The sequence below is a fragment of the Methylobacterium ajmalii genome, assembly GCF_016613415.1.
Taxonomy (GTDB): Bacteria; Pseudomonadota; Alphaproteobacteria; order Rhizobiales; family Beijerinckiaceae; genus Methylobacterium; species Methylobacterium ajmalii.
The window spans coordinates 61447-73258 of record NZ_JACWCT010000072.1 but is presented as its reverse complement, the minus strand read 5'-3'; the positions used below and the strand labels follow the sequence as shown (position 1 = coordinate 73258).

At 72.2% G+C, this 11812-nt stretch carries 14 protein-coding genes; 11 read left to right on the top strand and 3 right to left on the bottom strand.

The annotated features are described in order from the left end of the window. The first annotated feature begins 111 nt into the window (after nucleotides 1-111). A complete protein-coding gene (locus HPY23_RS13800) occupies nucleotides 112-315 on the top strand; it encodes a hypothetical protein (protein ID WP_060847643.1) in 204 nt (67 codons plus the stop codon). 58 nt (nucleotides 316-373) lie between these two features. Here the strand turns inward: HPY23_RS13800 and HPY23_RS13795 are convergent, their stop codons facing one another. Continuing rightward, a complete protein-coding gene (locus HPY23_RS13795; RefSeq protein WP_060847642.1) occupies nucleotides 374-835 on the bottom strand; it encodes a DMT family transporter in 462 nt (153 codons plus the stop codon). 317 nt (nucleotides 836-1152) lie between these two features. Between HPY23_RS13795 and kdsA the strand changes: the two genes are divergently transcribed. The 3 genes from kdsA to HPY23_RS13780 all read left to right on the top strand — a co-directional run bounded on the left by kdsA (nucleotide 1153) and on the right by HPY23_RS13780 (nucleotide 3775). Then, nucleotides 1153-2028: a 3-deoxy-8-phosphooctulonate synthase gene (kdsA, locus tag HPY23_RS13790; protein ID WP_060847641.1), complete on the top strand. Its 876-nt coding sequence runs from the start codon at nucleotides 1153-1155 to the stop codon at nucleotides 2026-2028. A 10-nt stretch (nucleotides 2029-2038) separates the two neighbouring features. Then, the gene (locus tag HPY23_RS13785) at nucleotides 2039-3241 is read left to right on the top strand and encodes an MFS transporter (RefSeq protein ID WP_091888536.1); all 1203 of its coding nucleotides are present in this window, start codon (nucleotides 2039-2041) and stop codon (nucleotides 3239-3241) included. A 201-nt stretch (nucleotides 3242-3442) separates the two neighbouring features. Continuing rightward, the gene (locus tag HPY23_RS13780) at nucleotides 3443-3775 is read left to right on the top strand and encodes a hypothetical protein (RefSeq protein ID WP_091888534.1); all 333 of its coding nucleotides are present in this window, start codon (nucleotides 3443-3445) and stop codon (nucleotides 3773-3775) included. Nucleotides 3776-3853: 78 nt separating this feature from the next. On the opposite strand, the gene queF is transcribed toward HPY23_RS13780, so the two are convergent. After that, nucleotides 3854-4318, bottom strand: coding sequence for a preQ(1) synthase (queF, locus tag HPY23_RS13775; RefSeq protein ID WP_091888532.1), 465 nt, complete (start codon nucleotides 4316-4318; stop codon nucleotides 3854-3856). A 194-nt stretch (nucleotides 4319-4512) separates the two neighbouring features. On the opposite strand from queF, the gene eno reads away from it, so the two are divergent. Beyond that, nucleotides 4513-5793, top strand: coding sequence for a phosphopyruvate hydratase (gene eno / locus HPY23_RS13770; RefSeq protein ID WP_091888530.1), 1281 nt, complete (start codon nucleotides 4513-4515; stop codon nucleotides 5791-5793). A 51-nt stretch (nucleotides 5794-5844) separates the two neighbouring features. Here eno and HPY23_RS13765 read toward each other — a convergent pair whose 3' ends face one another. Then, nucleotides 5845-6762: a DMT family transporter gene (locus tag HPY23_RS13765; RefSeq protein ID WP_060847636.1), complete on the bottom strand. Its 918-nt coding sequence runs from the start codon at nucleotides 6760-6762 to the stop codon at nucleotides 5845-5847. A 175-nt stretch (nucleotides 6763-6937) separates the two neighbouring features. Here HPY23_RS13765 and HPY23_RS13760 point away from each other — a divergent pair, with 175 nt between their 5' ends. The 6 genes from HPY23_RS13760 to HPY23_RS13735 all read left to right on the top strand — a co-directional run bounded on the left by HPY23_RS13760 (nucleotide 6938) and on the right by HPY23_RS13735 (nucleotide 11812). Beyond that, nucleotides 6938-7834: a helix-turn-helix transcriptional regulator gene (locus HPY23_RS13760; protein WP_175540013.1), complete on the top strand. Its 897-nt coding sequence runs from the start codon at nucleotides 6938-6940 to the stop codon at nucleotides 7832-7834. A 43-nt stretch (nucleotides 7835-7877) separates the two neighbouring features. After that, nucleotides 7878-8189 carry an FtsB family cell division protein gene (locus HPY23_RS13755; protein ID WP_048428464.1) on the top strand — a complete coding sequence of 104 codons (312 nt, stop codon included), beginning with the start codon at nucleotides 7878-7880 and terminating at the stop codon, nucleotides 8187-8189. A gap of 171 nt (nucleotides 8190-8360) precedes the next feature. After that, nucleotides 8361-9353, top strand: a complete 993-nt coding sequence (gene pdhA, locus HPY23_RS13750; protein WP_091751467.1) for a pyruvate dehydrogenase (acetyl-transferring) E1 component subunit alpha — start codon at nucleotides 8361-8363, stop codon at nucleotides 9351-9353. Between the two features lie 103 nt (nucleotides 9354-9456). Further along, on the top strand, nucleotides 9457-10920 hold the full coding sequence (locus HPY23_RS13745) for a pyruvate dehydrogenase complex E1 component subunit beta (protein WP_091888528.1): 1464 nt from the start codon (nucleotides 9457-9459) through the stop codon (nucleotides 10918-10920). Nucleotides 10921-10925: 5 nt separating this feature from the next. Beyond that, nucleotides 10926-11210 carry a DUF5076 domain-containing protein gene (locus tag HPY23_RS13740; protein ID WP_060847633.1) on the top strand — a complete coding sequence of 95 codons (285 nt, stop codon included), beginning with the start codon at nucleotides 10926-10928 and terminating at the stop codon, nucleotides 11208-11210. Nucleotides 11211-11218: 8 nt separating this feature from the next. Continuing rightward, complete coding sequence (locus HPY23_RS13735) at nucleotides 11219-11812, top strand: Uma2 family endonuclease (protein WP_048428460.1); 594 nt, start codon at nucleotides 11219-11221, stop codon at nucleotides 11810-11812.

Here is an 11812-nt window from a genome sequence, read left to right as displayed (position 1 = left end):
AGTAGTCGACGGACCGCGCCGCCTCGGTGCCGCCTCGCGTGACCCGCGCCTGATCGCTGATCGGGCTCGCCCGCGACCGGCGCCGATGCGGCCGGTCGAACGAGGTGAGCCATGACCCTGACGACGATGACCGCCCGCTCCGGCGGCGCCGCCACCCGCGACCGCAGCGTCGTGGTCGTTCTGCTTCTCATGCTGGCGCTGGTCTTCGGACCCGCCATCGGTCTGCACGTCGCCGTCAACCTGCTCGGCCCCGGGCCGTCGCCGGACGGCCTCGCCGCCACCGCCACCGAGGCGCCCCGGGGCGCCCGGGGCTGACGGCCAAGGGCCAGCCGGGGTGGCGGCCGACGGGGCGGTCTCGTCCGTCCCCATTCCGTCACGCCGTCCCCCGCCCGCGCAGGACCAAGACCGCGCCGACGACGAGCAGCGCGGCCCCGATCCAGGTCTGCCAGCCGAGCGGGGCCTCGATCCCGCTCCGGCGCCCGGTCAGGCCGGCCGCGTCGGCGGCGATCCCCGCCGCGAGCTGGCCGGCCACCACCATCGTCACCGTGACGGTCGCGCCCTGCTGGCGGTAGCCGTACAGGCAGGCGGCGACGAACAGCGTCCCGAGCAGCCCCGGCACCACGAACCACGGCTCCACCCGCTCGATCAGCCGCAGCGGAAAGGCCGGCCCGCTGCGCCAGGCCTCGACGAGGCCGAGCAGCGACAGCCCGACCAGCGAGTTGCACAGGAGCGCTCCGGTCAGCCCGGCGCCCCGCGCCGCCATGGCGCCCATCAGCGCGTTCTGCACCACCAGTCCCGCCCCGGCGACGAGGCAGAGGATCGCCGCGCCGGTCATCGGGCGACACCGGTGGATGGTGGCGCGGGATCGGGACGTGTTGGCATGGCGCGGCTCCTGTCGTGCTGCGATCATCTCCTATGATGGACGATTGTCAAATACCAGATACGTCAGCGGGAGGGTGCCGCGGGCCTTCCGGGCGACCGGTGGTGGGGGCCGGCCGCCGGTCACGGACCCGAGGGCGCGGTCCTCCCGCATCGGGACGGGTGGGATCCCGCGGGTCGGACCCCGACGGATCGCCCGCCATGCCGCGCGAGTGCGTGCCCTGCGGCCCGCCACCTTCCCGCGCTCCCCGAAACCCGCTACGCCTCCCCACCATGTCGACCCCATCCCCTTCGGCCTCGCCCGTCACCGTCGCCGCCGGCTCCGTCCGCTTCGGCAACCACCTGCCGCTCGGCCTGATCGCCGGCCCCTGCGCGCTGGAGAGCCGGGCCCACGCCCTCGAGGTCGCCGGCGCCCTCAAGGAGATGACGGCGCGGCTCGGCATCGGCCTCGTGTTCAAGTCGTCCTTCGACAAGGCCAACCGCACCTCGGCCGGGTCGAGCCGGGGCCTCGGCTTGAGCCAGGCGCTGCCGATCTTCGCCGAGATCCGCGAGACCCTGGGCCTGCCGGTCGTCACCGACGTGCACGAGGCCGGGCATTGCGCCGAGGCCGCGCAGGCCGTCGACGTGCTGCAGATCCCGGCCTTCCTGTGCCGGCAGACCGACCTGCTGCTGGCGGCCGCCGCCACCGGGCGGGTCGTCAACGTCAAGAAGGGGCAGTTCCTCGCCCCCTGGGACATGGCCCACGTCGCGGCCAAGATCACCGGCGCGGGCAACCCCAACGTGCTCCTCACCGAGCGCGGCGCCTCGTTCGGCTACAACACGCTCGTCTCCGACATGCGCGCCCTGCCGATCATGGCGCAGGTGAGCGGCGGCCTGCCGGTGGTGTTCGACGCCACCCACTCGGTGCAGCAGCCCGGCGGCCAGGGCGCCACCTCGGGCGGCCAGCGCGAGTTCGTGCCGGTGCTCGCCCGGGCCGCCGTGGCGGTGGGCGTCGCCGGCGTGTTCATCGAGACCCACGCCGATCCCGACCGGGCGCCCTCGGACGGGCCCAACATGGTGCCGTTGCGCCAGATGCCGGCCCTGCTCGCCGAGCTCCAGGCCTTCGACCGGCTCGCCAAGGCGCGAGCGACCGACGGGGCCGGCGGCTGAGGCGGGGGCGATGCAGGCCGCCGAGACGCCGCAGCAAGGATCGCTCCAACACGGGTCGCCCGCCCGCCTGATCGCGGTCCTGGCCGCCGGGGGCTTCGCCAGCACCTTCGCGGGACGGGTGGTCGAGCCGCTGGTCGGCGTGCTCGCCCGCGACCTCGCGAGCCCGCCCGCCACCGTGGCGCTCCTCTCCACCGCCTTCGCCCTGCCCTACGCGCTGATCCAGCCGATCCTCGGCCCGGTCGGCGACGCGCTCGGCAAGGAGCGGGTGGTGGTCACCTGCCTCGTGGTGATGAGCCTCGCGCTCGCCGCCTGCACGGTGGCGGGCGACATCGGCACCCTGTTCGGCCTGCGCATGGTCGCGGGCGCGGCGGCCGGCGGGGTGATCCCGCTCTCGCTCGCCATGATGGGCGACCGCATCCCGATGGCCCAGCGCCAGGTGGCGATCGGCCGCTTCCTCGTCGCGGTGATCCTCGGCCAGCTCTCGGGCTCGACCATCGCCGGGCTGATCGAGGGGGCGATCGGCTGGCGCGGCGTGTTCGCCCTCGCGACCGGGGTTGGGATCGTCGGCCTCCTCGGCGTCGCCCTCGGCTTCGCCCGGCGCCTGCGCGCGCCCGGGGGTCGCTTCGCCCTGGCGCCGGCGCTGGCGCGCTACCGCACGATCCTGCGCACCCCCCGCGCCCGGGTGCTCTTTGCCGCCGTCTTCGTCGAGGCGGTCGCGGTGTTCGGCATCTTCCCGCACCTCGCCCACCTGATCGAGGCCCGCGGCGAGGGCGGTCCCCGGGAGGCCGGGCTGGTGCTGGCGGGCTTCGCGGCCGGCGGCCTGACCTACTCGCTGACGGTCGGGCTCCTGCTGCGCCTCCTCGGCCAGACCCGGATGCTGATGGCGGGCGGCGCGGTCTCGGGCGGCGCCCTGCTCACCGTCGGCCTCGCCGGCGCCTGGCAGACCGACGCCGCGGCGCTCGTGGCCCTCGGCCTCGGCTTCTACATGCTGCACAACACCTTCCAGGTGCAGGTGACCGAGGTGGTGCCGGAGGCCCGGGCCTCGGCGGTGGCGCTGCACGCTTTCTCGTTCTTCTGCGGCCAGGCCATCGGCGTGGCGGTGCTGGGCCTGGGCCTCGAGACCCTCGGCCAGCTGCCGGCGCTCGCCCTGTGCGCCGCCACGATCCTCGCCGTCGGCCTCGTCACCGCCCGGCGTCTCGCTCGGCCGGGCTGACGTCCCGGTCGAGCGCCAGTTCATCCCGAGTTCAGGCGGCGGCCGCCAGGATCAGCGACAGTCACGTCCCCCGTGGCGGGGACCGGACGACCGGTCCATCGCCACGTCGGCGGGCGGACCCGGGCCGAGCGATTACGGGAACCCTTCCCGGCCGAGCTCGTTGTTCGGGTCAATCGCTTGAACGAAAGCAGGAGATCAACGATGCGCAAGCTGGCGATCATCCCGGCCCTCGCGGTAGCCCTCGGCGCCGTGTCCACTGTCGCCCCCTCCCCGGCTCAGGCCCAGGGCTGGCGCGGTCACGGCTACGGCCACCATTACGGCCACGGCTACGGCCGCGGGTATGTCGGCCGGAACTACGCCTATGGCGGGCGCCGCCGCGGCATCTCGCCGGGCGCCGCCGTCGGCCTCGGCATCGCCGGTGCCGCCGTGGGCGCGATCGGCGCGGCCGCCGCAGCCGATGCCGCCCGCCGCAACGGCTACGGCTATGGCTACGGTGCTCCGGCCCCGGCCTACGGGTATGGCTACGGCTACTGAGATCGCAGCCGATCCGAGATGACGAAGGGCGGCCGGGGTGACCCGGCCGCCCTTTCGTTTGCTCAGCCCCTCTCTTGCTCAGCCCCGGGCCCGGTAGGGCGGCACGCCCTGGTCGGGCAGCCAGATCGAGGCCGGCGGGGTGCCGGTCTGCCAGAACACGTCGATCGGGATGCCGCCGCGCGGGTACCAGTAGCCGCCGATGCGCAGGTAGCGCGGCTCCAGCAGGGCGGTCAGCCGGCGGCCGATGCCGACGGTGCAATCCTCGTGGAAGGCGCCGTGATCGCGGAAGCTGTGCAGGTAGAGCTTCAGCGACTTCGACTCGACGAGCCATCGGTCCGGCACGTAGTCGATCACCAGGATGGCGAAGTCGGGCTGGCCGGTCACCGGGCAGAGCGAGGTGAATTCCGGCGCGGTGAAGCGGGCGCAGTAATCGGTGTCCGGATGCGGGTTCGGCACCCGGTCGAGCTGGGCCTCCTCCGGCGAGCGCGGCTGGGCGATGGGCTGCCCGAGCTGCCGGGCATGGTCGGTGATGTCTTGCGTCATGCCTGCCCTATAGACCCGCGCGGGCCCGCGCGAAACCGGCTGCCCCGCGCACGGTCTTCCCGACGATCGCCGGCCGTCCCTTCGTTCGCCGGTCCCCAGCCCTGGCCGGTCTCGACCCTCGGGCGGCTTGCCGCAGGCGGCATCTTGGCCGATAAGCCGCGCGAACGCTCGATGCCTGCCCGAGAGATCCTCTCATGACCGCGATCACCAACATCGCCGCCCGCCAGATCCTCGACAGCCGGGGCAATCCCACGGTGGAGGTCGACGTCCTCCTGGAGGATGGTTCCTTCGGCCGCGCCGCCGTGCCGTCCGGCGCCTCGACCGGCGCCCACGAGGCGGTGGAGCTGCGCGACGGCGACAAGTCGCGCTACGGCGGCAAGGGCGTGCTGAAGGCGCTCGAGGCCGTCAACGGCGAGATCCTGGACGCCATCGGCGGCATGGACGCCGAGGAGCAGGCCGCCATCGACGAGGCGATGATCGAGCTCGACGGCACGCCGAACAAGGCCCGTCTCGGCGCCAACGCGATCCTGGGCGTCTCGCTCGCCGTCGCCAAGGCCGCCGCCGAGGCCTCCGGCCTGCCGCTCTACCGCTACGTCGGCGGCACCCAGGCCCGGATCCTGCCGGTGCCGATGATGAACATCATCAACGGCGGGGCGCATGCCGACAACCCGATCGACTTCCAGGAATTCATGATCATGCCGGTGGGCGCCGAGTCGCTCGCCGAGGCGGTGCGCTGGGGCGCCGAGGTGTTCCACACCCTCAAGGGCGCCCTGAAGAAGGCCGGCCACAACACCAACGTCGGCGACGAGGGCGGTTTCGCCCCCAACCTGCCCTCGGCCGAGGCCGCGCTCGACTTCGTGATGGACTCGATCCGCGCCGCCGGCTTCGAGCCGGGCCGCGACATCGTGCTGGCGCTCGACTGCGCCGCCACCGAGTTCTTCAAGAACGGCTCGTACGTCTACGAGGGCGAGGGCCAGACCCGCGACCCCGAGGCCCAGGCGACCTACCTCGCCAAGCTCGTCGATTCCTACCCGATCCTGTCGATCGAGGACGGCATGTCGGAGGACGACTGGGCCGGCTGGAAGGCGCTCACCGACAAGGTCGGCAACCGCTGCCAGCTCGTCGGCGACGACCTGTTCGTGACCAACGTCACCCGCCTGTCGGAGGGGATCTCCAAGGGCACGGCGAACTCGATCCTGGTGAAGGTCAACCAGATCGGCTCGCTCACCGAGACCCTGGCCGCCGTCGACATGGCCCACCGCGCCGGCTACACCGCGGTGATGTCGCACCGCTCCGGCGAGACCGAGGACGCGACCATCGCCGACCTCGCCGTCGCGACCAATTGCGGGCAGATCAAGACCGGCTCGCTCGCCCGTTCGGACAGACTGGCGAAGTACAACCAGCTCATCCGCATCGAGGAGGGCCTGGGCTCTCAGGCCCGCTACCTCGGCCGCGCCGCGCTGAAGATCGGCTGACCACCACATCCGGAGGGGCCGGACGGCCCCTCCCCGATCCTCCGAGGGATCTCACGCGTCGCAGGCCGCCTCCGGGCGGCCTTTTTGCTGGCCGCGCCACCGCCGCAGGGGCGCGAAAACCGCGACGTTCCCGGCCAGCACCAGGGCGAAGCCGAGGCCCGCCAGCGGCGTCACCCGGTAGCCCTCGGCGAAGACCGAGATCGTGAGCGCCACGACCGGAAACAGCACGGTCATGTAGGCGGCCTTCTCGGGGCCGATCCGGTGCACCACCGTCAGGTAGGCGGTGAAGCCGATCACCGAGCCGGGGATCGCGAGGTAGAGGAGCGCTCCGACATAGGCCGGCGAGGGGTCGAAGCCGAACGGCACCCCGCGCGACGCCGCGACCCCGGCCACCAGGGCGGCCCCGATCAGCATCCCGTAGGCGTTCACCGTCGCGACCGGCAGCCCGTGGCGCTGGTTGCGGGCCGAGACGAGGTTGCCGGCCGAGAAGAACCAGGTGCCGAGGAGCGCCAGGGCGAGGCCGATCGCGGTGTCCCGGTCGAGCGCCGTGCCGGCGAGCGTGTCCCGGAACAGGCAGGCGATGCCGAGGAGCCCGATCGACGCCCCGGCGAGGATCCGGGGGGCGGGCCTGCGGCGGTGGAAGAGGTAGGCGTTGGCGACGTTGAAGATCGTGGCGGCGGAAAACACCACCGAGACGATCCCGCTCGGGACCGAGCGCGCGGCGAGGTAGAAGCAGGCGAAGTTGCACGAGAACAGGCACACGGCCTGCAGCGCCACGAAGGGCAGGTGCCGCCGCGGGATCGGCGCGAGCCGCCCGGAGAGGATCAGCGCGCCGGCGAGCACGGTGCCGGCCAGCGCGAAGCGGTAGGCGATGGAGGCCTCGAAGGCGACGGGGCCGAGCTGGTGCTTGATGGCGATCCAGGTCGTGCCCCAGATGAGGACGGTCAGGGCGTACAGGAAGGCGGTCACGGCGTCGGGTTCCGGCGGGCTCGGACGCCCGGCATAGACCGGACGCGGACCGGGCGGCTTCCCGGTTCCGGCGGCGGCGTTGCCCGTTCTTGGGGTTTCGTGCCCCCCGCCCCGTTGCGGGCGGCGGGCGCCGGCCCGTACAGTTCCCCGGCACACTCGTCCTGGCCCCGAGACCGTGACCGCGCCGAATCCCGACGTCCGCGACGCCCTCTCCCGCACCGGCGCGGCGCTCCTGCGCAGCGCCGATCTCGGCCGCGGGCTGTCGCTCGCCGAGTGGCACAACCGCGACAACCGCGCCCGCTACGACCGGCCGGGCCACCACACGCTGAGCCTCTACCTCGAGGGCGGCGAGGGCGTGGTGCGCGAGGACGGCGCGGTGTCGGGCGGCGGGCCGGACAAGCTCTGCCTGCTGCCGGCCGGCCACGAGAGCCGCTGGCTGATCGGCGGTCCGCTGCGGATGCTGCACCTCTACGTCGCGCCCGAGACCTTGGCCTACCAGGCGGCGAGCGCCCTCGACGTCGACCCCCGCGCCATCGCGCTGCACGAGCTGACCTTCGCGGAGGACCCCGCCACCGCGATGCTGATGCGCGGCGCGGTGCTGCCCCTCGACTGGACGGCGGGCGCCGACCGGATGGCGCTCGGGAGCGCCTGCCACCTCCTGCTCCACGCCCTGCTGCGGCGCCATGCCGGCGCCCGGGGCGCGCGGCCGGTGACCGGCGGCCTCTCGCCGGCGATCCGGCGCCGGACCGCCGAGGTCATCGAGGCCCGCCTCGCCGAGGCCCTGTCCCTCGACGACCTCGCCGAGGCCGCGGGCCTGAGCCCCTTCCACTTCGCCAAGATGTTCAAGGCGAGCTTCGGCGTGCCGCCGCACCGCTACGTGACCGAGCGGCGGATCGCCAGGGCCAAGGACCTGCTGGGCAAGGGCCTGCCGGGAGAGGATTTTTCGGCGGCGGGCCGGGAGAGCCTCGCCGAGGTCGCGCTCGCCTGCGGCTTCGCCTCGCAGAGCCACTTCACCCGCCGCTTCAAGCAGGCGACCGGGTTCACCCCGGCGGCGTGGCGGGGCGCGGCGTGACGCCTTGAGCCTTCCTTAACCCTCCCGCCCCATTCTCCCCGGCATGGTAGTCCGTCGTCGCGCCCGTGCCATCCTGTTGCCGCTCGGCCTCTACGCCGTGTCGATCCTCGTGGTCGGCTACTTCCTGCACGAGGCCGAGAGCGGAAGCCGCGGCCTCGAGGCCAAGCGGGCCCTGAAGATCCAGGCCTACGGCCTGCAGCAGGAGCTCGACGCCACCAAGGCCGACCGGACCGAGTGGGAGCGCCGCGTCGCGCTCCTGCGCAGCGACCAGATCGACCGCGACCTTCTGGAGGAGCGCGCCCGGGTGGTGCTCGGCCGCGTCCATCCCAACGACGTCGTCATCATCAACCCCTGACGCGCCGCGTCCGTCGTCCCCAACCCATCCCCAGGCCAGCGGCTTTCGGTCCCAAAGCGCTCGATTTGCGCCCCCGCCTGCCCTAAAAGCTCTCCCATAAAGGTAGCAGCCGGGAGGGTGCCGATGGATGCCGCGAAAGAGGCCCACCGCGGGAGCGACGAGGCCCGCGAGATGGCGGCGCTGCCGCCGGCCTCGAACGTGCCGGCCTTCAGCCGGGACGAGGATCTTCACGCCTATCGCGAGATGCTGCTGATCCGCCGCTTCGAGGAGAAGGCCGGCCAGCTCTACGGCATGGGCCTGATCGGCGGCTTCTGCCACCTCTACATCGGCCAGGAGGCCGTGGTGATCGGGGTCCAGATGGCCTCGAAGGACGGCGACCAGGTCATCACCGGCTACCGCGACCACGGCCACATGCTGGCCTGCGGCATGGAGCCGAAGGGCGTGATGGCCGAGCTGACCGGCCGCAAGGGAGGCTATTCCCGCGGCAAGGGCGGCTCGATGCACATGTTCTCCCGCGAGAAGAACTTCTATGGCGGCCACGGCATCGTCGGGGCGCAGGTGTCGCTCGGCACCGGGCTCGGCTTTGCCAACAAGTACCGCGGCGACGGCGCGGTCAGCCTGACCTACATGGGCGACGGCGCGGCCAACCAGGGCCAGGTCTACGAGAGCTTCAACATGGCGCAGCTGTGGAAGCTGCCCGTGGTCTACGTGATCGAGAACAACCGCTACGCCATGGGCACCTCGGTCTCGCGGGCCTCGGCCCAGACCGACTTTTCCAAGCGCGGCGTCTCCTTCGGCATCCCGGGCGAGCAGGTCGACGGCATGGACGTGCGCGCCGTGCGCGAGGCGGCGACCCGCGCCATCGCGCATGCCCGCGACGGCGAGGGCCCCTACATCCTCGAGATGCAGACCTACCGCTATCGCGGCCACTCGATGTCCGATCCGGCCAAGTACCGGACCAAGGACGAGGTCGCCCGCATGCGCGAGGAATCCGACCCGATCGAGCAGGTCCGCAAGCGCCTGCTCGGCGCCCACAAGGTGCCGGAGGACGAGATCAAGGCGGTCGACGCCAAGGTGCGGGCGATCGTCAACGAGTCGGCGGACTTCGCCACCAGCGATCCCGAGCCGGATCCCTCCGAGCTCTGGACCGACATCCTGCTCTAGCGCCCCTCCCCGCGCGCCCTGGCCGTCCGCCCCGCGGACGGCTCCCCTCGCCTTCGGCCGGCGCCCGACCCGGCGCCCCTCTCCCGGATCGACAGAGCACCCTATGGCGACCGACATCCTGATGCCTGCCCTCTCGCCGACGATGGAGCAGGGCAAGCTGGCGAAGTGGCTCAAGAAGGAGGGCGACCCGGTCAAGGCCGGCGACATCCTGGCCGAGATCGAGACCGACAAGGCGACCATGGAGGTCGAGGCGGTCGACGAGGGCGTGCTCGCCAAGATCCTCGTCGCCGACGGCACCGACAACGTCGCGGTCAACACCCCGATCGCGGTGCTGGCCGAGGAGGGCGAGGATCCGGCGGGCGTCGAGGCCGGCGGCGGCCAGTCGAACAGCAAGCCGAACGGCAAGGCCGAGGGCGAGGTTCAGAAGGCCCCCGCCCCCGACATGCAGGCGGAAGGCCAGGCCGAGCGCCCCGCCCCGGCGGCCAAGACCGAGGACGACAAGCCGGTCGAGAAACCCGCCGCGCCGGCGGTGATCACCAACCGCGGCCAGGATCCGGCGATGGCCGAGATCCCCGAGGGCACCCAGATGGTGACCCAGACGGTCCGCGAGGCCCTGCGCGACGCGATGGCCGAGGAGATGCGCCGGGACGAGAACGTCTTCGTCATGGGCGAGGAAGTCGCCGAGTACCAGGGCGCCTACAAGATCACGCAAGGCCTGCTGCAGGAATTCGGCGCGAAGCGCGTCGTCGACACCCCGATCACCGAGCATGGCTTTGCCGGCGTCGGCGTCGGCGCGGCGTTCACGGGCTTGAAGCCCATCGTCGAGTTCATGACCTTCAACTTCGCCATGCAGGCGATCGACCAGATCATCAACTCGGCGGCCAAGACCCTGTACATGTCCGGCGGCCAGCTCGGCTGCCCGATCGTGTTCCGCGGCCCCAACGGCGCGGCGGCCCGGGTCGGCGCCCAGCACAGCCACGACTACGCCGCCTGGTACTCCAACGTGCCGGGCCTGAAGGTGGTCATGCCCTACACCGCCTCGGACGCGAAGGGCTTGCTCAAGAGCGCCATCCGCGACCCGAACCCGGTGGTCTTCCTCGAGAACGAGATTCTCTACGGCCAGTCCTTCCCGGTGCCGCAGCTCGACGACTTCACGGTGCCGATCGGCAAGGCCAAGGTGCATCGCGAGGGGAAGGACGTGACGATCGTCTCGTTCGGCATCGGCATGACCTACGCGCTGAAGGCCGCGCACGAACTCGCCGAGGCGGGCATCGAGGCCGAGGTGATCGACCTGCGCACCATCCGGCCGATGGATTCGGAGACGGTGGTCGCCTCGGTGAAGAAGACCGGCCGCTGCATCACCGTGGAAGAAGGCTTCCCGCAATCGGGCGTCGGCGCCGAGATCGCCGCCCGCCTGATGGTCGACGCCTTCGACTACCTCGACGCTCCCGTGCTGCGCATCACCGGCAAGGACGTGCCGATGCCCTACGCGGCGAACCTCGAGAAGCTCGCGCTGCCGAACGTCGCCGAGGTGATCGAGGCGGCCAAGGCCGTCTGCTACCGGTGAGCGGCATGACCGACGACGAGCCCCGCTTCGAGGCCCTCGACATCCCGCCCGACGCCCTGGAGCAGGGCGGGATCGAGGTCTTGCGCGCCGCCGTGGTCGACGGAGCGGTGAGCATCGCGCTGCGCCGCTCCTTCGACGACCCGGCCACCTGGGGGCGCCTCTTCATTGACCTCGCCCGCCAGGCGGCCGTGGTCTACGCCCGCGAGACCGAGATGTCCGAGGAGGAGGCCTTCGCGCGCATCCGCGCCGGGATGGAGGCCGAGAGCCTCGATCCCGAGAGCTTCAACTGAGGCTCCCGATGGCCGAGGCCGCGCCGCGTTGGGCCACCTATGCCGATCTCGAGGCGGTGCCGGACCATCTCGTGGCCGAGATCGTCGATGGGGTGCTGGAGACGCACCCGCGACCGCGGATGCGTCATGGCACGGCCGCCGGAGAACTCTATGCCGAGCTGACCTTGCCGTTTCGGCGCGGGCGCGGCGGGCCGGGTGGCTGGATCTTCGTGATCGAGCCGGAGGTGCATCTCGGTCGTCACGTGGTCGTGCCCGACATCGCCGGCTGGCGCCGCGAACGGCTGCCGGCCGAACCCGAGACCGCCTATACCGACATTCCCCCGGATTGGGTCTGCGAGATCCTGTCCCCCTCTACCGCTCGCCTCGATCGCGGGCCGAAGCGGCGGATCTACGCCGAGGCCGGTGTCGGTCATCTCTGGCTGCTCGATCCCACGGACGGCGTGCTCGAAGGCTTCGCCCTCACCGGCGGCCACTGGCTGTTGCTTGGCACCGTCGCGCGTGGCGAGACAGTGACCCTGCCGCCGTTCGACGCCGTCTCCTTCCCCCTCGACGACTTGTTCCCCTTCGACGATCCGGCCGCCCCTCCTCCCGCCGAGACCTGA

Bases quoted from the DNA above. Each gene is read 5' to 3' on its own strand.
- eno (WP_091888530.1), top strand. From the start codon at position 4,513: ATGACCGCGATCACCAACATCGCCGCCCGCCAGATCCTCGACAGCCGG.
- HPY23_RS13745 (WP_091888528.1), top strand. From the start codon at position 9,457: ATGGCGACCGACATCCTGATGCCTGCCCTCTCGCCGACGATGGAGCAG.
- queF (WP_091888532.1), bottom strand. From the start codon at position 4,318: ATGACGCAAGACATCACCGACCATGCCCGGCAGCTCGGGCAGCCCATC.
- kdsA (WP_060847641.1), top strand. From the start codon at position 1,153: ATGTCGACCCCATCCCCTTCGGCCTCGCCCGTCACCGTCGCCGCCGGC.
- HPY23_RS13740 (WP_060847633.1), top strand. From the start codon at position 10,926: ATGACCGACGACGAGCCCCGCTTCGAGGCCCTCGACATCCCGCCCGAC.
- HPY23_RS13785 (WP_091888536.1), top strand. From the start codon at position 2,039: ATGCAGGCCGCCGAGACGCCGCAGCAAGGATCGCTCCAACACGGGTCG.
- pdhA (WP_091751467.1), top strand. From the start codon at position 8,361: ATGGCGGCGCTGCCGCCGGCCTCGAACGTGCCGGCCTTCAGCCGGGAC.
- HPY23_RS13780 (WP_091888534.1), top strand. From the start codon at position 3,443: ATGCGCAAGCTGGCGATCATCCCGGCCCTCGCGGTAGCCCTCGGCGCC.
- HPY23_RS13800 (WP_060847643.1), top strand. From the start codon at position 112: ATGACCCTGACGACGATGACCGCCCGCTCCGGCGGCGCCGCCACCCGC.
- HPY23_RS13755 (WP_048428464.1), top strand. From the start codon at position 7,878: ATGGTAGTCCGTCGTCGCGCCCGTGCCATCCTGTTGCCGCTCGGCCTC.
- HPY23_RS13795 (WP_060847642.1), bottom strand. From the start codon at position 835: ATGACCGGCGCGGCGATCCTCTGCCTCGTCGCCGGGGCGGGACTGGTG.
- HPY23_RS13735 (WP_048428460.1), top strand. From the start codon at position 11,219: ATGGCCGAGGCCGCGCCGCGTTGGGCCACCTATGCCGATCTCGAGGCG.